This is a genomic window from Demequina flava, from assembly GCF_000975035.1.
GTDB classification, from domain to species: Bacteria; Actinomycetota; Actinomycetes; order Actinomycetales; family Demequinaceae; genus Demequina; species Demequina flava.
In genome coordinates this window covers 283,132-307,229 of the sequence record NZ_BBRA01000001.1, presented here as the reverse complement: position 1 = coordinate 307,229, position 24,098 = coordinate 283,132, and the positions used below count along the sequence as shown (strand labels likewise).

Annotated in this window: 23 protein-coding genes; 10 read left to right on the top strand and 13 right to left on the bottom strand. The window is 65.5% G+C overall.

The annotated features are described in order from the left end of the window. Nucleotides 1–166 precede the first annotated feature (166 nt). Nucleotides 167–1,102, top strand: a complete 936-nt coding sequence (locus AOP74_RS01385) for a PDDEXK family nuclease (RefSeq protein WP_061960558.1) — start codon at nucleotides 167–169, stop codon at nucleotides 1,100–1,102. A 76-nt stretch (nucleotides 1,103–1,178) separates the two neighbouring features. Here AOP74_RS01385 and valS read toward each other — a convergent pair whose 3' ends face one another. Further along, a complete protein-coding gene (gene valS / locus AOP74_RS01380; RefSeq protein WP_082095928.1) occupies nucleotides 1,179–3,995 on the bottom strand; it encodes a valine--tRNA ligase in 2,817 nt (938 codons plus the stop codon). Between the two features lie 241 nt (nucleotides 3,996–4,236). Between valS and AOP74_RS01375 the strand changes: the two genes are divergently transcribed. Then, nucleotides 4,237–4,653, top strand: a complete 417-nt coding sequence (locus tag AOP74_RS01375) for a carboxymuconolactone decarboxylase family protein (protein WP_061960557.1) — start codon at nucleotides 4,237–4,239, stop codon at nucleotides 4,651–4,653. Here AOP74_RS01375 and AOP74_RS01370 read toward each other — a convergent pair. Beyond that, the gene (locus tag AOP74_RS01370; protein ID WP_061960556.1) at nucleotides 4,634–5,602 is read right to left on the bottom strand and encodes a hypothetical protein; all 969 of its coding nucleotides are present in this window, start codon (nucleotides 5,600–5,602) and stop codon (nucleotides 4,634–4,636) included. The two genes, AOP74_RS01375 and AOP74_RS01370, sit on opposite strands and share 20 nt — an antisense overlap. Further along, nucleotides 5,599–5,934, bottom strand: coding sequence for a PadR family transcriptional regulator (locus tag AOP74_RS01365; RefSeq protein WP_061960555.1), 336 nt, complete (start codon nucleotides 5,932–5,934; stop codon nucleotides 5,599–5,601). Before AOP74_RS01365 ends, AOP74_RS01370 begins: the two co-directional genes overlap by 4 nt. A 136-nt stretch (nucleotides 5,935–6,070) precedes the next feature. On the opposite strand from AOP74_RS01365, the gene AOP74_RS01360 reads away from it, so the two are divergent. After that, nucleotides 6,071–6,454: a phage holin family protein gene (locus AOP74_RS01360; protein ID WP_061960554.1), complete on the top strand. Its 384-nt coding sequence runs from the start codon at nucleotides 6,071–6,073 to the stop codon at nucleotides 6,452–6,454. Nucleotides 6,455–6,637: 183 nt separating this feature from the next. Here the strand turns inward: AOP74_RS01360 and AOP74_RS01355 are convergent, their stop codons facing one another. Beyond that, on the bottom strand, nucleotides 6,638–8,302 hold the full coding sequence (locus tag AOP74_RS01355) for a cation:proton antiporter domain-containing protein (protein WP_061960553.1): 1,665 nt from the start codon (nucleotides 8,300–8,302) through the stop codon (nucleotides 6,638–6,640). 113 nt (nucleotides 8,303–8,415) lie between these two features. On the opposite strand from AOP74_RS01355, the gene AOP74_RS01350 reads away from it, so the two are divergent. Next, complete coding sequence (locus AOP74_RS01350) at nucleotides 8,416–9,090, top strand: biliverdin-producing heme oxygenase (RefSeq protein WP_061960552.1); 675 nt, start codon at nucleotides 8,416–8,418, stop codon at nucleotides 9,088–9,090. A gap of 146 nt (nucleotides 9,091–9,236) precedes the next feature. On the opposite strand, the gene AOP74_RS01345 is transcribed toward AOP74_RS01350, so the two are convergent. The 3 genes from AOP74_RS01345 to AOP74_RS01335 all read right to left on the bottom strand — a co-directional run bounded on the left by AOP74_RS01345 (nucleotide 9,237) and on the right by AOP74_RS01335 (nucleotide 12,756). Continuing rightward, entirely contained in the window at nucleotides 9,237–11,024 is a 1,788-nt protein-coding gene (locus tag AOP74_RS01345) for an alpha/beta hydrolase (RefSeq protein WP_061960551.1), read from the bottom strand. Between the two features lie 70 nt (nucleotides 11,025–11,094). Further along, nucleotides 11,095–11,478, bottom strand: coding sequence for a VOC family protein (locus AOP74_RS01340; protein WP_061960550.1), 384 nt, complete (start codon nucleotides 11,476–11,478; stop codon nucleotides 11,095–11,097). Nucleotides 11,479–11,499: 21 nt separating this feature from the next. Next, entirely contained in the window at nucleotides 11,500–12,756 is a 1,257-nt protein-coding gene (locus AOP74_RS01335) for an arginine deiminase (RefSeq protein WP_061960549.1), read from the bottom strand. 272 nt (nucleotides 12,757–13,028) lie between these two features. Here AOP74_RS01335 and AOP74_RS01330 point away from each other — a divergent pair, with 272 nt between their 5' ends. From AOP74_RS01330 to AOP74_RS01315, 4 genes are read left to right on the top strand one after another with little or no spacing between them, the layout of a single operon-like run. Continuing rightward, on the top strand, nucleotides 13,029–14,030 hold the full coding sequence (locus AOP74_RS01330) for a pyridoxal-phosphate dependent enzyme (protein WP_061961864.1): 1,002 nt from the start codon (nucleotides 13,029–13,031) through the stop codon (nucleotides 14,028–14,030). Further along, nucleotides 14,027–15,640 carry an FAD/NAD(P)-binding protein gene (locus tag AOP74_RS01325; protein ID WP_061960548.1) on the top strand — a complete coding sequence of 538 codons (1,614 nt, stop codon included), beginning with the start codon at nucleotides 14,027–14,029 and terminating at the stop codon, nucleotides 15,638–15,640. The genes AOP74_RS01330 and AOP74_RS01325 overlap by 4 nt, the downstream gene beginning before the upstream one ends. After that, nucleotides 15,633–17,045: an alanine racemase gene (locus AOP74_RS01320; protein WP_061960547.1), complete on the top strand. Its 1,413-nt coding sequence runs from the start codon at nucleotides 15,633–15,635 to the stop codon at nucleotides 17,043–17,045. Before AOP74_RS01325 ends, AOP74_RS01320 begins: the two co-directional genes overlap by 8 nt. 35 nt (nucleotides 17,046–17,080) lie before the next feature. Then, nucleotides 17,081–17,488: a ribonuclease E inhibitor RraB gene (locus tag AOP74_RS01315; RefSeq protein ID WP_061960546.1), complete on the top strand. Its 408-nt coding sequence runs from the start codon at nucleotides 17,081–17,083 to the stop codon at nucleotides 17,486–17,488. Nucleotides 17,489–17,516: 28 nt separating this feature from the next. Here the strand turns inward: AOP74_RS01315 and AOP74_RS12475 are convergent, their stop codons facing one another. From AOP74_RS12475 to AOP74_RS01305, 3 genes are read right to left on the bottom strand one after another with little or no spacing between them, the layout of a single operon-like run. Continuing rightward, nucleotides 17,517–17,636, bottom strand: a complete 120-nt coding sequence (locus AOP74_RS12475; RefSeq protein WP_500778250.1) for a DUF8730 family Cys-rich protein — start codon at nucleotides 17,634–17,636, stop codon at nucleotides 17,517–17,519. 23 nt (nucleotides 17,637–17,659) lie between these two features. Next, entirely contained in the window at nucleotides 17,660–17,893 is a 234-nt protein-coding gene (locus AOP74_RS01310) for a TM2 domain-containing protein (RefSeq protein WP_061960545.1), read from the bottom strand. 33 nt (nucleotides 17,894–17,926) lie between these two features. Further along, the gene (locus AOP74_RS01305; RefSeq protein ID WP_061960544.1) at nucleotides 17,927–19,315 is read right to left on the bottom strand and encodes an MFS transporter; all 1,389 of its coding nucleotides are present in this window, start codon (nucleotides 19,313–19,315) and stop codon (nucleotides 17,927–17,929) included. Between the two features lie 141 nt (nucleotides 19,316–19,456). Between AOP74_RS01305 and AOP74_RS01300 the strand changes: the two genes are divergently transcribed. Continuing rightward, nucleotides 19,457–19,882, top strand: coding sequence for a hypothetical protein (locus AOP74_RS01300; protein WP_061960543.1), 426 nt, complete (start codon nucleotides 19,457–19,459; stop codon nucleotides 19,880–19,882). Between the two features lie 4 nt (nucleotides 19,883–19,886). On the opposite strand, the gene AOP74_RS01295 is transcribed toward AOP74_RS01300, so the two are convergent. Then, the gene (locus tag AOP74_RS01295; RefSeq protein ID WP_061961863.1) at nucleotides 19,887–20,477 is read right to left on the bottom strand and encodes a short chain dehydrogenase; all 591 of its coding nucleotides are present in this window, start codon (nucleotides 20,475–20,477) and stop codon (nucleotides 19,887–19,889) included. 86 nt (nucleotides 20,478–20,563) lie between these two features. Between AOP74_RS01295 and AOP74_RS01290 the strand changes: the two genes are divergently transcribed. Then, entirely contained in the window at nucleotides 20,564–21,817 is a 1,254-nt protein-coding gene (locus AOP74_RS01290) for a DUF2254 domain-containing protein (protein WP_061960542.1), read from the top strand. A 1-nt stretch (nucleotide 21,818) separates the two neighbouring features. Here the strand turns inward: AOP74_RS01290 and AOP74_RS01285 are convergent, their stop codons facing one another. Beyond that, on the bottom strand, nucleotides 21,819–22,688 hold the full coding sequence (locus tag AOP74_RS01285) for an SDR family NAD(P)-dependent oxidoreductase (RefSeq protein ID WP_061960541.1): 870 nt from the start codon (nucleotides 22,686–22,688) through the stop codon (nucleotides 21,819–21,821). Then, nucleotides 22,685–23,995 carry a flavin-containing monooxygenase gene (locus AOP74_RS01280; protein ID WP_061960540.1) on the bottom strand — a complete coding sequence of 437 codons (1,311 nt, stop codon included), beginning with the start codon at nucleotides 23,993–23,995 and terminating at the stop codon, nucleotides 22,685–22,687. Before AOP74_RS01280 ends, AOP74_RS01285 begins: the two co-directional genes overlap by 4 nt. Nucleotides 23,996–24,098 lie beyond the last annotated feature (103 nt).

Below are 24,098 nucleotides of genomic sequence, written 5' to 3'. Positions count from 1 at the left end.
TGACGCGACCTGAGCACTCGCTACGGATGGCGCACATCTGTGGACAACCCGCGTTGCCGTCGTCCCCAGCGCCCAAGGGGAGGGACGTTATCCACGGAAGCGCGCATCGGCCCTGCCCGCCGAGGGCAATCCGCCACACAGTGACCATGTGAACAGACTCAAGAGCATGCCGACGTGCCCGGCCCCGCGGGACCTGCCCGACGTGATGGCCACAACCTGGCGTGCCTTCACCTGGAAAGAGCTGGCGGCGATCGCCTCCGACTTCGCTGTGCGCCACGCAGTGACAACCGGCGACCTGGTGCGGGTGACTCCGGGCCACTACGCTCACGCAGCCGCGGCGCAGAGCTTTTGGACTAGGGCCGATGCTGCGGTCCAGTGGATCGGTACCCGCGGGACGCTCGGGGGTGAGGCGGCGCTGTTCATCGCCGGTGTGGTCCCGGAACCTCCGCGGGACGTCGCGGTGGTCGTGCCGCGGCACACGCGAATCGCCCAGGCGCCACCGTGGTTGCGGGTGACGTACGCGAAGTACGCGCCGCGCGTGAGTTTCGTCGAGGGGTGGGAAGTGGTCGAGCCCAGCATGGCGCTTGCCCAGTGCTTCGGTCGGCTAGATCACGAGACCAGGGCCGGGGTGTTCTTCGATGCACTCGCGGATGGCGCCGTGACGGTCGAGGGGATGCGACGCGCGTTCGCCGTGATGCCGCGCATTAAGGACCGCCCAATCCTCAAGCAACTGGTGGAGGACGCGGAGGCCGGGGCTGAATCAGTTCTTGAACGCGACGCAAAGAACGATGTCTTCGACCTGGTGGAGTTCAGCGGGTTTGTGCCGCAGTTCGACATCGTGGCCGGCGGCAGACGCTACCGGCTCGACCTCTTCCACCCGGAGCTGCGCATCGCGGTGGAACTCGACGGCGCGGCGTACCACGCGGGCCAGGGCCACTGGCAGCGCAACCTCAATCGCGACGCGGCGCTGCTCGCTCAAGGAGTGGTGACGGTCAGGTTTTCGTACTGGGACATCACGGAGCGGGCAGCGTGGTGCCGGCAGATGTTGCGGTCTGTGATGGCCCAGCGCTCACGCGGCGGCGCCCTCACCGTCGAAAAGTGACGGCGAGGGCGCTCGCGAGTGCCTTTCCCCGCCGAGTATGTACGGCCAGGGGAGAAGGCGGGGGTAGGAGTGGGGGTTAGGAGTCGGCCAGGACCGCGTTCTCGGTACGCATCACGGTGGTGTCGGCGATCTCCGCCGAGTCGCCGCCGTCCACCGACGGGTCCAGTGCAGCCACAGCGTCAACGACCTGGAGTGCGCGCACGCGCCCAGCAGCCATGAGGTCCGCCTTGGCCGCGTTGACGGCCTCGACCTGAGCCTCAGGCACCAACAGGTCCACGGACACGAGCTCGGTGCGCTGCGAGACCTTGGCCTCGGACTTGATCTTGCGCAGCGTGGCCAGCGCCTCACCGGCGGTGCCGACGAGCGACGCGTCCGCGCGGTCACCCACGACAGCGTGTAGCGGTCCGGACGTGGGCCACTCGGCGCGGTGGACGGTGCCGGGACGGAACCACGACCACACCTCCTCAGTGGCGAACGGCAGGAACGGAGCGAACAGGCGCAGGAAGGTCTCCAGCGCGATCACGAGCGTCGCGCGGGCCGATGCAGCGCCAGCAGAGCACGGAGCCAGAGGATCGATCTCCTCGCCAGGTGCCGCACCGTCATACGCGCGGGCCTTGACCAGCTCGACGTAGTCGTCGCAGAAGGTCCAGAACAGGGTCTCGGCCTGCTCGAGCGCGCGGGTGTGGTCGTAAGCGGTGAAGGCCTTGGTGGCGGTGTCGACGACGTCGGCCAGTCCCGCGAGCAGAGCGCGGTCAAGCGGCTCGGTGACGAGCGACCCGGTGCCATCGAGCGCCGCGGGGTGAGCGTCACCAGCGGCGCCGCCACCCAGGCCCGTGTGCGTGCCATTGATGACGCCAGACGTCACGTGCGACGTCGCCGCCACGCCAGCTGCGAGCGACTCGTTCGCCGCAGTCGCAATGCCGGTCGCGCCCAGCACGAACTTCGACGCATTCAGCACCTTGTTCGCAAGGCGACGGCCAATCTTCATCTGGCCCTCGTCAAAGGCCGCATCCGTGCCGAGGCGAGCGGACGATGCCCAGTAACGAACAGCATCGGACCCATGCGTCTCTAGCAGCCCCATGGGCGTCACAACGTTGCCCTTGGACTTCGACATCTTCTTGCGGTCCGGGTCCAGGATCCAGCCGGAGATCGCGGCGTGCTTCCACGGCAACTGGTGGTGCTCCAGGTGCGAGCGCACCACGGTGGAGAACAGCCAGGTGCGGATGATGTCCTGGCCCTGGGGGCGCAGATCCATCGGGAACGTCTTGGCGTACAGCTCGGGGTCGTCGCGCCATCCGCAGACAATCTGGGGCGTGAGCGAGGACGTCGCCCACGTGTCCATGATGTCCTTCTCGCCGGTGAAGCCACCGGGCACGTTGCGCTGGTCCTCGGTGTACCCGGGAGCGGCGTCGGCGGACGGGTCGACGGGGAGCTGGTCCTCGGCGGGAACGATGGGGGAGTCCCACACAATCTCGCCCTCGGCGTCCAGCGGGTACCAGACCGGAATCGGCACACCAAAGAAGCGCTGGCGGGAGATCAGCCAGTCGCCGGTGAGGCCGTTGACCCAGTTCTCGTAGCGCTTGCCCATGTGGGACGGGATGAAGTCGAGCTGCTCGCCGCGCTCCAGCAGAGCGTTGCGCAGCGTTGCGTCGCGGCCACCGTTAGCGATGTACCACTGGCGCGAGGTCACGATCTCGAGCGGCTTGTCGCCCTTTTCGAAGAACTTCACAGGGTGCTGAATGGAGCGGGGCTCGCCGTCGATGACGTCCGCCTCCTGCAGCATCTCCACGATGCGCTTCTGGGCGGAGAACACGGTCAGGCCAGACAGTTCGGAGAAGGCTGCGAGCGCTTCCTCGGACTCAAGTCCGGCGGGGGCGTCGGCGAGGATGCGGCCGTCGTGGCCCAGCACCGAGCGCATCGGCAGGTCCAGCTCGCGCCACCAGATCACGTCGGTGACATCACCGAACGTACAGATCATCGCGATACCGGAGCCCTTGTCGGGCGACGCAAGACGGTGAGCCACGACGGGCACCTCGACACCAAAGATGGGGGTGCGCACGTGCTTGCCGAACAGCGGCTTGTAACGCTCGTCATCGGGGTGAGCGACCAGGGCGACACACGCCGGCAGGAGCTCGGGACGCGTGGTCTCGATCCAGATGGAGTCGTAGGAGCCGGTGGCCTCTTCCATGTCTGCCGCGGGCTCGAAGGCCAGACGGTGGTACGCGCCGGGGCGCTCGCGGTCCTCAAGCTCGGCCTGCGCAACCGCGGTGCGGAAGGTGACGTCCCACAAAGTGGGAGCCTCTGCCTGGTAGGCCTCGCCGCGCTTGAGCGAGCGGATGAACGCCTGCTGCGCGACAGCCTGAGAGGTGGGCGCGATGGTCTGATAGGTGCGCGACCAGTCCACGGAAAGACCCAGGTGGCGCCACAGCGCCTCAAACTGCTGCTCGTCCTCGGCGGTCAGGCGCTCGCACAGCTCGATGAAGTTACGGCGCGCGATGGGCTTTTGGTCGGCAGCCTTGATCGACTTGCCGTCGCCGCCCACGTGAGGGGGCTCAAATTCCGCCTCGTACGGGAGGGTGGGATCGCATCGGACCCCGAAGTAGTTCTGCACGCGGCGCTCGGTGGGCAGGCCGTTGTCGTCCCAGCCCATCGGGTAGAACACCTCGCGGCCGCACATGCGCTTGAAGCGCGCGACAACGTCGGTGTGCGTGTAGGAGAACACGTGGCCAACGTGAAGCGAGCCGGACACGGTCGGCGGGGGAGTGTCGATCGAGTAGATCTCATCGCGGGACTTCGACGCGTCGAAGCGGTACGTGCCGTCCGCTTCCCACGTCTCGTTCCAGCGGTCCTCGAGTCCATCAACGGTGGCCTTGTCGGGGATACGCGCAGTCATGGGGGTCATTGTTCCAGAGTCGCGCGCCTGTGCGGGCACGCAAGCTCTCGCGCGTGCGCATACGGCGGGCCGATGCTGGGGTCACCACCGGTGATCGGGGCCGATTCGCGGCGGGTCTGGGAAGGACAGCTGGGTCACTTTTCGGCTGGATTTGTACCCAGGTTGCCTATTGGGGCGGACCGGATGCGCAACGTGCCTGGGATGCTGGAATGTGTCGGCCCCGATTGCTAGTGTCAGCCCGGTGAGCACAGCGGCGGTACGACCAGAATTCCTCAAGGCACTTGAAGACTTCGACATGTCCGTGGGCGGCGAACTGAAGCCGCGCCTGCGGGAAATGGTGCGGTTGCGGGTGTCTCACATCAACGGCTGCTCGTACTGCATCCGCCTGCACTCTGAGCAGTTGGCGACCCTGGGCACGTCGCCGGAACTCATCTCTGCTCTGGCGCGCCCCGTGAAGCTCATGCGCGACGACATTGTCTCCGAGGGGGACGCCGCGGCGCTGCGATTCGCGGAGATCCTCACCGACCCGCCGCGCGGCCTCGAAATCGAAGCTCGCGACGCGGCTGGGCAGTTCTTCACGCGCAAGCAGCTCGGCGCGATCGTGGAAACCGTCGCCGTCACTAACGCCTGGAACCGCGTTACGCGCGGGATGGAGTAGCGCGCGCCGCCTTCCGGAATCCCAAGACGACATCTACTACTGCGACGATCACCAGGACGAGAAGCGTCAGCATCTCGATGTTCTCGAGCGTCAGCGTCGTTGTGCCATCGGGCCAGCCGATCTCCGTGAACAGGTCCCGGTTGAGGAACGTGTGCTGCAGTAGTGGCATCGCGACCACCGTCGTGGTGGCGATATTGAGACCCAGCGTGACCCAAGCATCGGCCCTGGTCCAGTGCCCCCGCACCTGCCGGGCGATAACCACCACCAGTTCGATGGCCATGACGGCCAAGAGTGCGGGTAGAACGAAGGTCCACAGGCCGGGGTTGATGAGCGGGAGGCCCTCGCCTGCAGCGTCGTGGGCCCAGGGATAGACCTGCTGCCAGATGATGAAGACCGCGGTCACCACGAGGGTTGCGGCGGCGCCGATGGTGTCTCCCATCACGACGGTCGCGGTGGGGGTCTTGAGGTTGTCGACCGTCCACGGTTCTGACAGCTCGGCGGCTTTGGTTCCCGTCCGCTCCATGGCTGCGAAAACCACGGTGACCCAGAACACCAGGTAAACGCCCACGGTGAGCGTGCCGCCCCAGGTCTGCCCGATGATTGCCCACACGCCGGTGCCGTCGAGGTACCCGGCTACGGGGATGAGGATCGCGATGATCGGCAGGACGATCCACAGCAGCGAAACCGTGAGGCGCTTCCACTGGAGGAACAGCTCTGGCCCGATCAGGAAGAGCGAACGGTCCGCGTACGTTGCGGCGAGCTTTTCGGGATCGCCCATCGTGTTCAGCACGTGGCGTTCGGCTTCCTCGGTCGTGGTCTGTGGCGTCGACACCAGGTGAGCGTCGATCGCGTCGCCGATCGCTTCTGTCAGTTCTGAAGAGACATCCGCGCGCTGATCTTCGGGAAGCTTCGCTGCCGTGGCAGCAATGTAGCGATCGGTGAGGGTCATGGTGTCTCCATGTGGTTCAGCGCGTCCGTGAGGCGGTTCCAATCCGAACGCAGAAGTGTGAGTAGTTCGATGCCCTCCGACGAGGTCGAGTAGACCTTCCGTGGGCGGGTGTCTGAGGTATCCCACTCGAAGGTGAGCAGTCCTTGTTTGTCGAGTCTGCGCAACAGGGGGTAGAGGGTGTTGGCCTCTGTCGCCAGGCCGACGTCGGCGAGCCTGGAGAGCAGGTTGTAGCCGTAGTCCGACTGCTGTGTCAGCAGCGCCAGGCAGGCCAAGGAGGTGGTCCCACGGCGCAGTTCCTGTTGGTGTTGCGCGACGAGGTCAGGCGCGATCATGGGCTACACGATAGTGTGTGACACACACTATTGCCAAATACCTGCCTTCGGCGCGGGCCTCGTGGCGTGTCCGATGATGGGCGTGTCGCAGGCATTTCCCGTGCGGACCAGCAGGCGGTGCAGTAGCGTCAGAGCCATGGTGCGATTCATGTGGAATATTCTGACCAACCTGCTGGCAGCTGTCGTCGGCCTTCTCATCGCGGCGGCCGTCGTTGACGGCTTCTCGATGCAGATGGATGGCTTCATCATCGCCGTCGTGATCTTTGTTGCCGCGCAGGCCATCCTGTCGCCATTCATCTTCAAGATGGCGCACAACTACGCGAAGGCGCTGCAGGGCGGTGTTGCCCTGATCTCGACCTTCGTGGCGCTGTTCCTCACCACGCTCATCACCGACGGCCTCGCCATCGATGGTGCGATGGCGTGGCTCCTTGGAACGCTGATCGTCTGGCTGGCTTCCGCGCTCGCGGGCTGGATCTTGCTGACGTTCATCATCAAGGAACGCGTGGGCGACAAGGACTAACGCAAACTCTCACGTTTCGTGACGAAGGCCCCCCGGGATGGTCCCGGGGGGCCTTCGTGCGTCTCGCTCTGGATCCCCGCCCCGCCTCGCCACTCGCCGTCTCCCATCGCCCTTAGCCGCCTCAGTAGTGCATGAGCCCGCTCGGCGCACTGCTGACCGGGCCCCATGCACTACTGCGAAGAGTTACGAGGGTTCGCCGTCCGTCATCACGTCGACGGCCATGAGGTCTGCGACTTCGTACACGCCCACGAGGACGCGGTCCGCGCCAAGCTCGGTGAGGTACTCGACGTCCGTGTCGCCGTGTCCGCGTGCGATGACGCGTGCGCGCGGATTCAACTTCTTCACCTTCGACACGATCGCTCCGGCAGTAAGCGTGTCGTGGATGGCAACGAGGACGGTGGTCGCGGTGGGCAGTCCTGCCGCGCCGAGCACCTTGGAGCGCACCGCGTTGCCCAGAATTGCGTCCTGGCCGTCTTCGCGGAGCGCCTTGACGACGTCCTCATCGTCGACGAGCACCACAGTGGGGACTCCGTGCTGCCACAGCTCCGTCGCGACGCGGGTGCCGACTCGGCCAAAGCCGATGACGATAACGTGCTCGGCTCCGTCGTAGGAGCGAGGGGAGTCCGCCGTGGGGATCGACGCTGTGCCGGCGCCGGGCTCATCGGACTCGGGGTCTGCACCGTCGCGGTAGAAGCGCGACACCCACGCGAATAGCAGCGGGTTGATCATGATGGACAGGATCGCGCCGCCAAGCACCAGGTCCTGGGCGTCCTGCGACAGAATGTCGTAGTCCGCTCCCAAGGTGACGAGGATGAAGGAGAACTCACCGATTTGGGCGAGTGATGCTGCGACTACGAGGGACATGCGTCGCGAGTACTTCAGGAGGCGCACAAGGCCGAACGCGACGATGAACTTGCCCACCACGATCACCAGCGTCGTCACGAAGAGCGCAAGGGGAGCATCGACGATGATGTGCCAGTCCACCAGCATGCCAACAGCGACGAAGAACAACACGGAGAAGGCATCGCGCAAGGGGAGCGAATCGTTCGCGGCGCGGTGGGACAGGTCGGACTCGCGCATAATCATGCCTGCGAAGAAGGCGCCCAGCGCGAAGGACACGTCGAACAGCCATGCGCCACCGAGCGCGACGCCCATGGCGATCGCGAGGATCGACAGCGTGAACAGTTCCCGCGACCCGGTGTCGGCGACCCGAGCCAGAAGCCACGGGATCACGCGGCGGCCCACCACGAGCATCAGGGCGACGAAGATTCCGACGCGCACGAGCGTCCATGCCAACTCGCCGGCGATCTCGCCAGGACCCGACGCATCGACAGCCAGGACGGGGATGAGGACTAGCGCAATGACCATCGCGAGGTCTTCGACGATGAGCCAACCCACGGCGATGTGTCCGGCGCGGGTATCGAGGAGTTGCTTGTCCTCGAGCGCGCGGAGCATCACGACCGTCGAGGCGACGGAGAGTGCCAGTCCAAACAGCAGCGATGCGCCGAGCGTCCAGTCAAGCCACAGCCCGACCCCGGTTCCGAGAGCGGTTGCCGTCACCATCTGCACGATTGCGCCGGGCACCGCGACCTTGCGCACGGCAAGAAGGTCCTTGAAGGAGAAGTGCAGGCCCACGCCGAACATCAGGAGGATGACGCCGAGTTCGGACAGTTCGTATGCGACCTCTGTGTCGCCGACGAATCCGGGCGTATAGGGGCCAATGGCGAGGCCTGCTGCGAGGTAGCCGACAATCGGCGACATCCGCATTTTCTGGGCGATGAAGCCAAAGACGAAGGCAAACACCAGCCCCAAGGCCATTGTGGTCAAGAGGGGGGCGTGATCCAACATGGCGACAGTGTACTTGGCTAGTGTTTCCCGAGGATGACCGATGCGCGGAAAGCGAACGGCTGCTTCACCTGGGGCGATGGGCCTGCCGCAGGGGGCTTGCTAGCATCGCGCACATGGACGTCCCCGAGCAGGACAAAGGCCTCGCCGCGCGTTTGCGCGAGGCTACCGCCGCAGAACACAAGGACACGGAGAGCCGTAGCTTCATCTCGCAGTTGATGGGCGGCGAGCTCAGCCTCGACGCTTACACGATCTATCTGGCGCAGTATGCGTACGTGTATCGGGCACTCGAGTCGCGCGCTCCTCAGCCTGGCGACCCCGCGATTCTGTCCGATCCCGCGCTTCCACGTTTCGCGTCGATTGTGTCCGACCTCGAGCACCTGGGTGCGACTGATTGGGAGCGATCGCACCCGGCCTTGAAGGCGACGCAAGCGTACGTGGATCACCTTGAAAGTATCGAGGACAGCGATGTGCCGCGCTACCTCGCGCACCATTACACGCGCTACCTCGGCGACCTTTCGGGTGGCCAGGCGATCGCAAAGCTCGTGGCGCGTCACTACGGCGCCTCCGATGACCAGCTCGCGTTCTATCGTTTTGAACTCATCAGCAGTGCTGCCCGTTACAAGCGGTCGTACCGCGAGCAAGTCGATTCCCTGGGCTTCGCCGACGAGCAGGAGCAGACGTTATTCGCGGAAGCCAAACTCGCGTTCGGCCTGAATGGCGAGATGTTCTCGGAGCTCGGAGAGACAGAGTCCGGGCGTTCGGTCGGAACCACTACACCCGGGGCCTAGATTACTGCCGGGAACGGCCGGCGGAGAGGTCCCTCAGCGAATCTCCCGCGACCGGCCCGCGCCCCCGCTTCTCAATAGCGTACACATTCGTATGTGAATTTTCTGCAGGTAATCTCTAGCCGCTCGCGCACGCTAGCGACCGGGGGCTACGGCGCAGTCTGCGCTTGCTGCTCCAGCATGTCCGAGCGGTCCTCGAGGTGGTTCGCGAGCGAGTCCAGCGCAGTGCCTTCGAGTGGAGAATTGGTGGTTTCCGCCCACGCCTGCAGGTTCGCCGTGACCGTGTAGAGGTGCCCGAACCCATCGGGAACGGACCCAGCTGCTGGAAGGTCCAGGAGTACCTGCCACATCGTGACCAGCGGGTACCAGGCCATCGTGGAGGACACATCAGGCGCGCGCTCGTCGGGTCGTAGCCAGTCCGGGGACTCCCACGCGAGGTGCTGGTTGAAAAACACCACGGGATCGGAGCCGTGCTGGAGGTATACAACGCGAGTGTCTCCCCACAGCGGCCCGTTGCTCTCCGAGATCCCCTGCTCGTCCGCGAGGCGCACCGTGCGTCCGTCGTTAAATATGGGCAGCGAGGCGGGGGAGCCGACGTCGCGTTCTTCCGTGATCTCGTAGTGCATTTCGTTGAGGAACGGGGGACCCACCATGAGTGCGCCGTCGATCGGCTCATTGAGGATGTCGACGCTGGACAGCACAGCCTCCACGCCCGTGGTGCCGAGCGAGAGTCCATACAGATAGAGCTCCGGGCGATCGGAGTCTGGCAGGGTCGACCAGTAGTCATGGATGGTACGGAACGTGACCCGCGAGGTTTCTTCGACAACGTCCTGGTCGGCCAACAGCGAGATCCAACTGGGCAGGTAGGAGTACTGCATGCCCGCGATCGCCGTGTCGCCATTCCACAGGTATTCGAGCGAGTCCACGCCGTGAGGCGCAAGGAAACCAGTCCCTGTTGTGGTGGCGACCACGAGCACCTCACGTGAGAAAGCATCGGCCCGGATCAATTCATCCAGTAAGAGTTCCGCCCGCTCTTCAAGCGTCTCAGCGCTACGCAATCCCACATAGGCGCGCACAGGCTCGATGGCGCCCGACCCGCTGTCGCCTTCGCCGCGGTCGATGTTCGCCGCATCGATATCCGCAGCTGTCGGTCCGGTGGCAACGAAGGAGCGGCCCTGGCGGCCCAGATCGTCGAACTCCACGAGCGACTCAGCAGAGCCGGACAAGGTGGGCGTTACTGGCGCCTCCACGCCCGGGTTCGTGGCCAGGTCCCGGCCAGAGAACGCCCAGTTCGACACCGTGAAGAACGCGTTGACGAACGCACCAGAGGCGACCCACCACAACAATCCACCCAGTACTATCGCGACCACAGTCACTGCGAGACGGCGCGGGAGGAAACGGTCCGCGAGGTCGTCCGCCCAGCGAAACAGGGTGCGCAGAGAGCGCCCAATGATGAGCAGCAGGGCGCCGGTGGCGACGCCGGCAATGAGGATCACGGGCCATACCCACGGCGACAGTGGCTCCATCCCGAAGCTCAGTCGCGTCGCGTTCTGCCATCCCACGTACGCCCACACCGCAAACGCTGTTTGGACCCCGATGATGATCAGCGCAAGGCCGAGCAGCACGAACCGGACCTTCCCGCGAGCAGTGGGCACAGTGAGGAACCGTGCAATGGCGAACGCCGCGACACCGAGCGCGTAACCAACCATGAAGGTCACGCCGGAGTTGATGCCTTGGGTGATGCCTGTGCGCGGAAGCAGTGAGGGCGTGAGCGACAAAGAGAAGAAGTACAGGCCGGTGACAAGTCCCACGCCTGAGAAGCTGAATTCGAGAATTCGCGGCGCTCGAGGACGGCCTGTGCGCGGTTCCGTCAGGCGCGAAAGGCCGCGGTCGATGACGCCTGACGTGGGGCGCTCGGGTGCAGTGGATGCAGGCATGTCACCTCCTCAGGGCCGATGCTTCGAAGGCTACCGATCTGACGGTCGCCAGGGCGTGGGGCGCGCTTGGCTAGGAGGCGTTGCGGGGTTGAATCAGATCCCAGCGGACGCCCTGGAAGTCCTCGAAGACCGCGACGGTGCCGTACGGCTCGTGCCGGGGCTGTTCGAGGAAGGTGACGCCTTGGCCCAGCATGTGGGCGTGGTCGGCGGCGAAGTCGTCAGTGGCGAGGAAGTACATGACGTCGGTGCTCGCGAGGCTGCCGGGTTGCTGGTCCCCGGAGGTCAGCGCAAGCACAAACCCGGTGCCGTCGCCGCGTGGTCCTACGACGATGCGTCGCCATTGGGGCGTGATCTGCTCATCCTGGCGCACCTCGAATCCGAGCGCGTCAACGAAGAAGGCCTTGGCCGCGTCCTGATCGGTGGTGAGGTACGTGACGTTCTGAAGGTGGAGCATGGTCGCGAGCGTACGCGGCGCTTAGGGGTCGCGTACAAGCGGCTGCGTCATGCAGTGCGCGCCACCGCGCCCGCGGCCGAGCTCGGCCCCGACAATCTCGAGTACCTCGATGCCCGCGGCTCGCAGCGCCGTGTTGGTCGCTACGTTGCGGTCATAGGCGACCACGACGCCGGGTTCGAGGGCGAGCACGTTGTTTGCGTCGTCCCACTGCTGGCGCTCCACGTCGTAGCGGTCGCCGCCGGTTTCAATGACGTGGAGTTTCTTGAGTCCCATGGCTTCTCCGACGACCTCGATGAACGGCCGGTCCTCGCGCTGAACATCGAGCCCAAGCGGGGTGGGTGCCTCGCGGATCGAGTAGGTCTCGATGTCGTCGACGACGGCAGGGAACACCGTGGCCAGATCGCGGTCCGCCAGAGTGAAGACCGTGTCCAGGTGCATCGCGGAACGCATGCGCGGAAGCTTCGCGACGATGACCCGCTCCGCGGCGCCGCGAGCAAACAACTCCGTCGCAACCTGGGTGATGGCCTGTCGACTTGAGCGCTCGGACATGCCGATCACCACCGTGCCGGAGCCGATCGGCATCACGTCGCCGCCCTCAAGCGTGGCCAGCCCGTGGTCCATTTCCGGGTCGCCCCACCAGGTCGTGACCTGATCGGCAAAGAACGGGTGGAAGGTGTAAACGGCCTTCATGACGAGCGTCTCCGCGTGGCGTGCGGGCCAGTACAACGGATTAAGCGTGACGCCGCCGTAGATCCAACTGGTCGTGTCTCGGGTGTACAGCGTGTTGGGCAGGGGAGGCAGGAGGTAGTCGCGCATGCCGGACTCCTCGCGCACCAACTCGACGGTGGGAGGGGCAAACCCGCGTGGAAGGTCGGTCGTCGACAACCCGCCCAGGATGAACTGCGCCAACGCCCGCGATTCCAGGGAGTCGAGGAACGCGCGCACGTCGTCGATCAGACCCACGCCCACCTCGTTGGCAGTGACCTTGCGGTCCAGCAGCCATGAGCGCGCATGCGGGATCTCCATCGTCTCCGTCAGAAGTTGCGTGAGTTCGAGGACTTCGATCTCGCGTGAACGCAACAACTCGCAAAACTCGTCGTGATCCCGCCGTGCATTCGCGACCCACATCACATCGTCGAACAATAGGTCCGACGAGTTTGACGGGGTCAGGCGGTGATGGGCGAGGCCCGGCGAGCACACGAGCACGCTGTGGAGCTGGCCCACCTCAGAGTGCACGCCAAACTCGCGCCGCTCGGTGTCGATCAACGTTCCGGCCATCGGGGCCTCCTTGGCTACGACTGGTCTCCTGACGCTATCAAGCCCGCCCCAGCATCGGCCGGTACCAAGGTCACTTTCTTGCGGCCTGCCGCAACCGTGAGACGGCCGATCGCCAATCTACCTGTGGAATTACTGTGAGCCCGTGGTGGTTTGCTCTTCATGTGGACCCTCGCGGAGTGCACAGAGCTTGACCCAGTGACGGTCCCTGCAACAGGGAGATCTAAGGGAGGGCAATACCGATGACGTTAGGTGATACGACTCAGACTCTGCAGATGCCGAGTGTTTCTATCCACGGCAGCCACCTGCCGACCCCGGCGAGTCAGCTTGAGAGGCTCTTTCCGGGTAGTGGGGCACGGCTTCACGCCAAGCTCGACCAACTCCAGTTGTCAGGGAGCACAAAGGAACGCACCGCGCGTTTCCTCCTTGACGAACTTGTGCACAGTGGCGCTCTGCTGCCTGGCGGCACCGTTGTCGAGTCCACGTCAGGCAATCTCGGAATGGCGCTTGCTCGCCAATGCACGTTACGTGGCTACACCTTCATCGCGGTGGTGGACGAGCGCGCTAACGGCGCTGCCACGAGGACCATGGAGGCCTTTGGTGCGCGGGTCGATGAGGTGAAGACCCCGGCGGACGGTAACCGGCTCCGCGCCCGCGTTGAACGCGTCCAGCAGTTGCTCGCCGAGATTCCAGGTGCAGTGACCACCAACCAATATGGAAGCCTGGCAAATCCGTCCGCGCACGCGACGACGACGATGCCGGAACTCGTGGCATCGTTAGGTGCGCCTCCCGACCATTTGTATGTAGCGATGAGCACGACCGGGACGCTCCTCGGGTGCCAGCAGGCGATCGAATCTGCGGGCTGGAGCACGCGCCTAGTGGGGGTCGACGCTGAGGGGTCAGCTCTATTTGGCGGTTCGATGGGCGAGCGCAAGCTTCCTGGACTGGGCGCAGGGTTTGAGACTGACCTGTCACATGAGGCCCACCCCAGCGTGGTTCATCGAGTCAGTGAAGCCGACATGATCCGAGGGTGCCGTCTGTTGGCACGGCGCGAGGGGATTCTCGCGGGAGCCTCAACGGGCGCTATCGTCGCTGCGATTGGACGCGATCTACCGTCTTTGGCCCGGGGCACGTCCGTCGCGATGCTGGTCCACGATGGAGGCAGTGCGTACTTGCCGACGGTGTATAACGACGCGTGGGTCCGCTCGGAAATCCCAGATGCGGAGCATGTCCTTGCGGGTACTGCCACTCCAAATCCGTTCGTGGAGCAAGCATGACGGAAAGCGCGCCGGGCCGGTACAGCGATCTGGTCGTGGTGGGCGGTGGCCCGCGCGCGCTGTACGCCTTGGCGGACTTGGACGAGGAGTTGGCGCGCAGTTCCCAACTGCCGGCGCGGCCGCTCCGCGTGACGGTCCTCGAGCCGGGAGTCCCAGGAGCCGGTGCAGTATGGGATCCATCCCAGCCGTCGCATCTGATGATGAACGTAGATGCGGCAATCGTCGATGCGACCAGCCCATCCGTGCCATGGACGTACCACCAGTGGAGTGGGGGTGACGAGGTCACTTTCCCGTCGCGCGCTGACGTGGGCCGCTATCTTTCGTGGAGCTTTGAGCACTTGTGTCAGTCGCCGCGCCTGGAAATTATTCACTGGCGTGCGAGGGTAACTTCCGTGCGGAGGGACGGCGCAGGATGGGTCTGCGAGACGAGCACGGACCACGGTAGAGCGAGCATCTCCGAGCGTTCCGCACGGGTCTTGCTCGCGACGGGGCATGCAGGTGGCATCGGCCTCGATCACAGTGCGTTGACGGATCCGACTCGGGGTCCCGCCCCTAGCGAGCCGGTCGTGATCCACGGGGCAGCGCTGACGGCCTTCGATGTGGTCATGGACCTGACGGTGGGACGCGGCGGTACCTGGGAATCCAATCCTGACGCCCCCGCTGGGAATCGGTACGTGCCTTCAGGGATGGAGCCGTCGAAGGTCACAATGGTTTCGCGCACGGGGGAGACGATGCTGCCTAAACCCGTGACGCAGTCCGCCGATCTGACGCAGGCTGTCCGCGAGGAGACATCCCGTTGGGAGCGTGGTGCCACTGCCGATGATGCGTGGTGGGAGGTGCTGGCCGATGCCGCGATCGCGGCCGCCAAGGTTTCTGGTGTCACGGTGCGGCGAGACGAATTGTGGTCCCGTGTGGGGCACGCGGGCTCTGCCCAGACTCGCCCCGACCTGCGCTGGCACCGGGACCTGGCGCGCGCTACGGGAGAAGTCGATGAGGACCCTGCGTGGTGGTGGGGACGTGCTTGGGCAGCCGGCTACGCGGACGTGGTGCGTTCGCTGGAGCGCGCGCCTCGGAAAAACCCGTTGTGGTCACGGTGGCGTACCCGAGCAGCGACCTTAGAACGGTGGGCGTTTGGGCCGCCGTTGGAGACTTTCAACCGCCTCGTCGCGCTTCGCGATGCAGGACTGTTGTGTGTGGTTCGCCCAGCGGACCTCAACGTCGAGGATCCCGCCTGCACCATCGTGAACGCCTACACGCGTGGGCCAGGGGTCATCGCCGGCGACACGCTTGGGGACTCGGCACCCACGGAACGCGTGGCGGACACGGAACCTTGGGCCGGTCTCCTTGCCGACGGCCTGGTATCCGTGCGTGCTGGCGAACGTGGTGTGCTGACCATGCCGGATGGGACATGCGTCGATGCACAGGGTGACGCTGTGGGCGGACTTGCCTCACTGGGGCGCCCCACCGAAGACCCGGTCATTGGACACGACTCCCTTCAGCGGCGACTCCACCAAGACTCGCGTCGGTGGGCAGTGTCCACGGCAAGTGACTGGACGCACGAGGTGGATTCCACGGCCGAACGCCACGCAACGGTAGGCGCAAATGGCTGACCTGGAATCTCCGGCATGTGAGGGTGTTCTCCCGCTCGTGCCCCGGACCGAGCCATGGATGGAAGACCTTCTTGCAGACCCGGAGACGTGTGAGTCTTTGATTGAGGAACATGGGTCTCCGGTGAATGTCCTCGACTTTTCTCCGCTGGCCCGCAACGCCGCGGAACTCACGCGCGCAGCCCAAGACGAGGGCGTGCGCCTCAGCGTTTACGTCGCAAGCAAGGCCAACAAGGCACTTGGACTGGTTGACGCGGCGCGGGAGGCGGGGTTGGGTGTCGACGTTGCCTCGTTTGCCGAACTGCAGCAGTGTCTTGACGCAGGAGTACGCGGCCGGGACCTCATCGTGACGGCTGCGGTGAAGTCGCACGCGTTGATCGAGCTCGCACTCGAATCTGGCGCCGTCGTGAGCGTCGACAATCTGGACGAGCTGGAGGATGTCTCTCACGCCGCATCGGCCGGAGGCACCCCAGCACGGCTTGCGCTCCGCCTCGCATCCTCCGACCCATCGATTCCGCCCACCCGCTTTGGGTTAACCACGGGCCAGTGGGACAGCGCTCTCACGGGCACCGAAAGCGGCACAGTGAACGTCGAGGGCATCCATTTCCATCTCAACGCCTACAGCTCCGACGAGCGCGCCGTGGTTCTCCGCGAGGCATTGCCGTGGGTCGACCGTCTTCGTGATGCTGGCCACCCCGTGGCCTTCATCGACATGGGCGGCGGTATACCGATGAGCTACCTGGCGCACCGGACGCAGTGGACCTCTTTCTGGGACGCGCTGGCGGAGGACACCGGGGGAGCCCTGACATGGCGTGGAGACAACTTGGGGCTGACGGATCCGGCGGCGGCCCGGCCCTCAAGCCAGCTCTACCCGTATTGGCAGGCACCTGTGCGAGGTGAGTGGCTACGCGAAGTGCTGCGCGCACCGGGCGTCGATGGTGCGTTGATTGCGCAAGATTTTGTCGCTCGCGAGCTCGAACTGCGGTGCGAACCCGGCAGGTCGGTCTTGGACGGGTGCGGAATGACGTTGGCCAAGGTCGCGTTCCGCAAAGCCACGAGCGATGCGGTTCCGTTGGTGGGTTTGCACATGAACCGCACTCAAGTCCGCTCGACGTCTGCGGATTTCCTACTCGACCCGCGATGGGTTCGGCCAGCTAGCGCGGGCGAGCCCAGTGAGCCCGTCGAGGCGTTTCTCGTGGGGGCGTACTGTGTGGAGGACGAACTGATCCTGCGACGGCGCCTGCGTTTTCCCAACGGCGTGGCGCGCGGCGACATCGCGGCCTTTATCAACACAGGCGGATACCTCATGCATATCCTCGAGAGCGCCTCGCACCAGTTGCCACTGGCCATCAACGTGGTGCGCGTGGGCGGTGCGTGGGCGCGTGATCGAATCGATGCGACGCGGTGAGATATACATCGCTCGCGTCAGACTAAGTTGGGCACATGGGATTGTTCGGACGCAAGCGCCGCCGTGTGGAGCCGTATCAGCTGTGGTCGGATGACGCTGAGCGCTGGGAGGCGTTCCTCGCGCGAGGCGCCGACCCTACTGCGGAGCGCAACCTCGAAGTATCAGTGTCCTTCGTGAAGGAGGACGGCGCCCGCTCAGCGGCAAAGGCGCTCGCGGCCTCGGGCGCTGCGGGGCAGTTGGTCCCGCCGAGTCACGGGGTCGAGGAGTGGGGAATCCTGCTCGTGCGCCAAGACGTGGCGTTGGTGCCGGATGTTCTTCGCGAGACCATCGACGTTGGCGAGCAGATCGCCGCTGACCACGGCGGAGAGTACGAGGGCTGGACCGCCTTCTACACGCCCAATGAGAAGAAGGCGTGGGGAGTCGAGCTGCTCGACGGCGTATGAACGCCGCCATTGTGAACCGCCGCTGACGTTACGCGGCGCAGGTGCAGCGCTTGTCGTCGGGAACGCCAGCCAGCGCTTCCTCGACGTGCAGGCCGCAGCCGGTCCAGGTGGTCTTGTGGCAGGTGTCGCAGGCAATCGGTGAGCACATGGGCTCAAGTGTACGGAACGCGGTTAGAAGCCCAGCGCGCGCTGCGTATTGACCTGACGGGTCTGCGCGGGGAGCGTGAAGAGATCCACAATCCAGCCGATGCCGAAGATACCCGCCGTAAACAGGTACAGCAGTCCGCGTCCGACCTTGCCCAGATAGAAGTGATGGACGCCGAAGATCCCGAGGAAGAACCACAGGATGTAGGCGATCGGCAACGACTTCGCGCGGTAGGGACGGTAGGTCTGCGGATATGACATGCCCTCAGCGTACGTCCGCGCTCAGACAGTCGTTTAGGACGTAGGGGCCGATGCTGGCTCAGGCTCCGTACTCGGGTTGCGGATTCCGAGCCACGAGACCACGCCGCCGGCGACCATCAATGCGGCGATCACGATCATCGCCTGGTGGAACCCGTCGAGGTCGAGGGTTCCGCCAACCACGGCGCCCACCATCGCGACGGCGATGAGTCCGGCCACGCGGGAGATCGCGTTGTTGGTGGCTGAGGCGATGCCGGCGCGCTCGCGCGGCGCTGCAGACAGGATCGCGGAGGTGAGGGGCGACACCATGAGGGTGAGCCCGAGTCCAAAGACGGTGATGCCAGGAAGTACCTGGGTCCAGTAGTTCACGGTGCCACCCACGGCCAGCAGCATCAGCGAGCCGGCGCCCATCAGGAGCGGGCCTACCGTCATGAAGAGGCGCGGTCCGTACTTGCCCGACAGCGCGCCCACGCGAGAGGACAGGGCGATCATCATGAGTGTGAGCGGCAGGCTGGCAAGTCCCGCGGCTGTGGCGGAGAACCCTGCGCCTTCCTGCAGGTAGACGGTGAGCACAAACCCGTTGAGCGACAGTGCGCCGTAGATCAGGAAAGTTGCCAGGTTGCCCCACGCAAAATTGCGGCGGGCGAACAAACTGAGCGGCAGCATCGGCCGGGCGACGACTGCCTGGCGCCAGATGAAGGCGACGAATGCCGCGGTGCCAGCCAGGCCCGTTACCCACACTTCGGGGTCGGACCAGCCCAGGTGCGGTTGTTCGATGAGCGCGTAGACCATCCCGGCGAGGCCTCCGGCGCACAGCAGCGCGGAGAGAATGTCGACGTGCGCTTCCGGGTGGCGGACGTCGCGCTGCTCGAGGCGAGTCAGCAGCCACACGCAGATCCCGATGGGCACCACGTTGATGAGGAACACCCAGCGCCAGGACGCGAGGTCGACGAAGAGGCCGCCGATGACCGGTCCGGCGACCATTGCCCCCGAGGTGGCCGCGGTCCACGTGCCGATGGCCTTTCCTTGAGAGGGGCCCGAGTAGTTCGAGGTAATGAGCGCGAGGGAGGACGGCACCAAGAGGGCCCCGGCGACGCCTTGGGCTAGGCGCGCGCCGATGAGGAACTCGGCAGTGGGTGCGAGCGCGATGGCCACGGAGGTGAGGCCAAAGCCGATGAGGCCCCACCGCAAGACTCGGATCCGTCCGAACGCGTCGGAGACGGCACCAGCGACCAAGATCAGCGAGCCGAGCGTGATCAGGTACGCGTCCACTGTCCACTGCTGGGTCGTGATCCCGCCGCCAAGGTCGTTCTCAATCGCGGGCAGGGCGACGTTGACGACCGTGCCGTCGAGGAAGGAGACGAACGAGGCCAGGATGGCGATCCACAGGACTAAGCGGAGCTCGCGTGCGGAAGGGTCGGCCATGCCCTCAGGGTACGTCGACAGGTGATTTTCCAGGCTCAATAGTGAGAACGACGATGTCGAAACGGTTGATTTGACGTTGTTTGTCCACATTTGGGGCAATCTGAGAGTTTTCTCAGGCGTCAATCCCTACCGTCCAACGGTATGGGACACGTACTGCATGTCTGGGAAGGCCCTGCGCCCTCCGATCGCGATGAGGCGATCCGTGATTTCTACGGCCTTGCCTGCGAGCACCTCATGGATGAGGTGGCTCCTCCCACGCCCGCGGTAGCGGCCTTCATGGCCGACCTTCTCGAGGTGTGGCCCGAGCGCGTCTCCACGCGCGGAATCGAACTGCCCCGGTCCAGCCCGTGGAAGTGGCCCGCGCGCACGAGCGCCTCGGGCCCGGTGTGGCGCTGCCAGGCCAAGCACACGCGCGCGGCGACCGCCACATACGTCGTCGCCGCGATCGCCGAGCGGCACGGACTGAACTGGCACGACCCGCAGCCGCGCGCGCTCCAGGTGGGGCTGCGTCCGGTGTGGAAAGGACGTGAGGCGCCGCTCTTTGCAGACGTGGCGCTCCCCGCGTAGTGGCTTAGTCGACTGTGTGCGTGCGACCGGTCTGGATGCCCTCAACCGCGCGACGGTAGGCGTGGCCCACGGCCTCATCGCTCACGGGCGGGAAGCCCGCGAATGCTGCGTGGTGGCCGGGGGAGGACTCCAGCACCGAGGGGCTGACGATGTTGAGACGGACGCCGCGCGGCATCTCGGGGGCGGCTGCGAGGACGTAGGCCTCGAGCGCGCCGTTCGCGAGCGACGCAGCCGCACCCGTGCGAATGGGTTCGCGGGCGAGCACACCAGACGTGAGAGTGAACGAGCCGCCGTCGCGCACGAACGGCAGCCCGGTACGCACCACCTCGATCTGGGACGCGACCTTGCCGGCGAACGCACTCGCGAATGCCTCGACGCCAAGCTCCTCGAGCGGCGCGAAGGGCACCTTGCCGACCGTGACGACGACAGCGTCGACCTCGCCCACCGCCTCAAACAGCGCGCGGACGGATCCCGCGTCCGTGATGTCCACGGACGGCTCCGTGGAGCGGCTCGCGACAATCACCTCATGGTGAGGCGCGAGTGACGTAAGCGCAGCGGTTCCGACATGGCCCTGGCCGATCAGCAGAATCTTCATGGTTCCCACGATGTCACACCTGGTGGGCGCGGCATTCACCATAATCGGGGGCACAATGGCGGGAGAAGCAACGGTGAGGAGACGCCATGGCGTGGTGGAAGACCTGGGTGACGCGGCTCGCGTCCCGGATCTGGTTCCGGCTCGCGCTGTTCACCGTGGGCGCGATCGCGGTCGTCCTTATCGCGTGGCTGCTGGGCCCGTACCTGCCTAGCGTGCTGTCTGCTGATCTGGGGCAGGACTCGGTCGGCACCATCTTGGAGATCATGGCCACCTCCATGCTGGCGGTGACGACCTTCTCGCTGACCGCGATGATCTCGGCGTACTCGGCGGCGGCTCGGGCCACCACACCGCGTGCCACACAGCTCCTGATCGACGACCCCACCTCGCAGAACGCGCTGTCGACCTTCCTGGGCGCCTTCGTGTTCTCGATCGTCGGGATCGTGGCCTTGGGGCTCGAGGCCTTCGGGGACGAGGCCCGCGCCGTGCTATTCATCGCGAGCCTCATCATGATCGCGATCGTGGTCGGGACGCTGCTGCGCTGGATCCACCACCTGACCGGCTTTGGGCGCGTGCCGGACACCATCGACCGTGTGGAGCGGGCAGCGACCCAGGCGGCGTGCGACTACGCCCGCGCGCCACGCTTTGGTGGCTCGCAAGAGCGCGAGCCTGCCGCGGGTGTCACGGAGATTCGAGCCGGGCGACCGGGTTGTGTGACGGGGATCGCGATGGAGTCGCTCCAGGAGTGGGCGGATAGGGCCGATGCTCGGGTCCACGTGGACGTTCTGCCCGGCCGCACGGTGGGTCAGGGGCAGTGCTTGGGTCGCGTGGAAAGCGACAGTTCCGTGAGTGAAGCCGACCTTGGGCACCTGTGCGAGGCGTTCCTGATCGAGGATCACCGCACGTATGAGCAGGATCCTCGGTTGGGTTTTGTGGCACTCGCGGAGATTGGCTCCCGCGCCCTGTCGCCGTCGACGAACGATCCCGGCACCGCAATCGAGGCGCTCAACGCCATCGAGCGCACCTTCACCCACGTCCTGACTGCGCAGCCCGACACCGACGTTCCGTATCCGCGGGTCCACGTTCCCGCACCAAACCTAGGTGACCTGATCGAGGACGCGCTGCGTCCCGTGGCACGCGACGGCGCACCGCTCGTGGAGATTGGCTTGCGTGTGCAACGCGTATTGGAGCACCTGCTGGCGCTCGCGGAGCCGCGGGATGTGGCGGTGTTCGTGGGCGCGTCGGAGCGGGCGGAGCGTCGTGCCCTCGACGGGCTCGTTGACGCCGGTGACCGCGAACTCGTCCAGCGCGCGGCCCGCGAGGCGCGCGCCGTCGCGGACTGAGTCAGCGCAGTAACTGCCCGTCCTCATCGATGTAGCCGCGCTCCTTGAGCTGGCGCACGTACCTGGCCATCCCGCGCTCACCCTTGGAGCGAAAGAGCGGCATGATGCGCGGCAACTGGTTGGGGGAGACCAGGGCCACGCGCACGAGCCACGACTCGCTGGGCTTGGGGTAGGCCTCCAAGCGCGGCTTGTCCAGGAGCTTCTCCATGGTGCGCGCGACGTGCTCGGCGGACTGTGGCGGGTCCTGGAACTGGAAGGCGTTGCCGCCCTCGACGGCCTCTTGCCGCAGCATGCGGGTGTCAGTGGCAGAAGGCAACACCGAGGACACCGTGATGCCCTTGTCGCGCAGGTCCAGCGCGATGGCGAGCATCGCCCCACGCAAGCCGAACTTCGAGGCCGTGTAAATCGGGGTCTCACCCAGCGGGAAGATCGCGCCGAGCGATACGACCGAGATGACCCGCGCATCGGCCGATGCCTTCAGTAACGGCACCGCCAAGCGCGTGAACATCAAAGGCGCATTGAGGTTGACGGTGAGTTCACGGTCGATGGACTCCACCGAGCGCTCGTCAAAGCGGTCCGCGGACGTCATGCCCATCGAGTTCACGAGCACGTCGATACGCCCGTGCTTGGCCTCGATGTGCGCCATGATCCGCTCGACCTCGTCGCGCGAGGTGAGGTCGCCGATGACCACCTCGTGGGTGTCGCCGGGGAGCCAACTTGCGACAGCATCGGCCGCCTCCGCCCGCAGATCCACGAGCACCACGGTCGCGCCGCGCGCCGCGACCAGGCGAGCGAACTCCGAGCCGATGCCGCCGCCACCGCCCGTGACCACGACCACCTGGCCGGCGCCATCCCAGCGCTGGCGCGTCATCGCAGGTCCCACCCCATGCGCCGGCACACCATCCGCAGATACCGGTCCATGGTGTGCGAGTCGACGTAGCCCTGGTGCCGCGGCGAATTCACAAGTTGGAGGCCGCCGGTGAGGTCGGGATCGTCGCTCGCAACGTGACGCTCAAAACGCTCCCACTGGCCGGGGCGGTGATCGCGATCCCAGATGTGAGAGGCGATCATCTCCGCGAGCATGTCCATGAGCCGGTACGCGCCCGAGTTGGTCTCGACAAACCCCAGCCCATACAGACCACTGTTGCGGCTGAACGCCGTGAGATACATGTCCGGGTGCTGCTCGTCGCCGTACAAATCCTGCGCGTAGGGCACCGAGTGGCAGTAGCCGGTGGCGAGCAAGATGAGGTCGAAGTCCGCGCTGGTTCCGTCCGTGAACGTGACCGTTGAGCCGTCCGCGCTCGCGATTCCGGGGCGCGCGGTGACGTCCCCGTGGCGCAGATGGTGGAGGAGTTGGTCGTTGAGGATGGGGTGGGTCTCGAAGAGTTTGTGGTCCGGCTCTTGGAGCCCCAGGCGCGTGACGTCGCCGTTGATCCGGCGCAGGAGGCTACCGAAGACGGACTGCTCGGTGGCCATGGGGAGGGCGGGGCCGTTGTCTGCGAAGACATCGACGGGCACGCCAAAGATGTGCTTGGGGATGAACCAATAGCCGCGGCGCATCGAGATCACGGCGTGCTCGGCGGACCGGGCGGCATCACACGCGATGTCGCATCCGGAGTTGCCCGCGCCCACGATCAGCACGCGCTTGCCCGCAAACTCTTGAGGATCGCGATACGTCTGCGAGTGCTGCACCTCGCCAGTGAAGCCGGGAACGTCGATCACGTTGGGCTCCCACTGCACGCCCGATGCCGCGATCACGTGATCGTACGTGCGCTGATAGGGCTTTGATCCGGCCGATGCTGGCTTGAATTTCACCGTATAGCGGCCCGTTGGGGTGGGCGTGACGGACGTGACGGTGGTCTCCAGCTGGATGCGTTGGTCCAGATGGTAGTGGGCGGCGAAGGCGCGGAGGTAGGCCAGGATCTGGCGGTGGCTGGGGTAGTCGGGGTAGTCCTCCGGCATGGGGAAGCCGGGGAAGTTGCTCAGGGTCTTGGAACTGATGAAGTGCGCCGACTCGTACATGGGCGAGCCCGGGTTGTCGATGTCCCACAGTCCGCCGATGGCGCTGTGGCGCTCGACGTGGTCGTAGTCGAGGCCGTGGTCGGCGAGGGCGCGCGCAGCGGCGAGTCCTCCCGGTCCTGCTCCGACAATGAGGGTCGCGGGGGTGTCGTCAGCCATGCATCCTCTTTCTCAACGATGAGATTGGGGACCATCGTAGGGGAGGTGAGAGGTAGCGCGGGGGTAGGGCGGGTTCGCGCGGCTCATTCTCGGAAAACCAAGA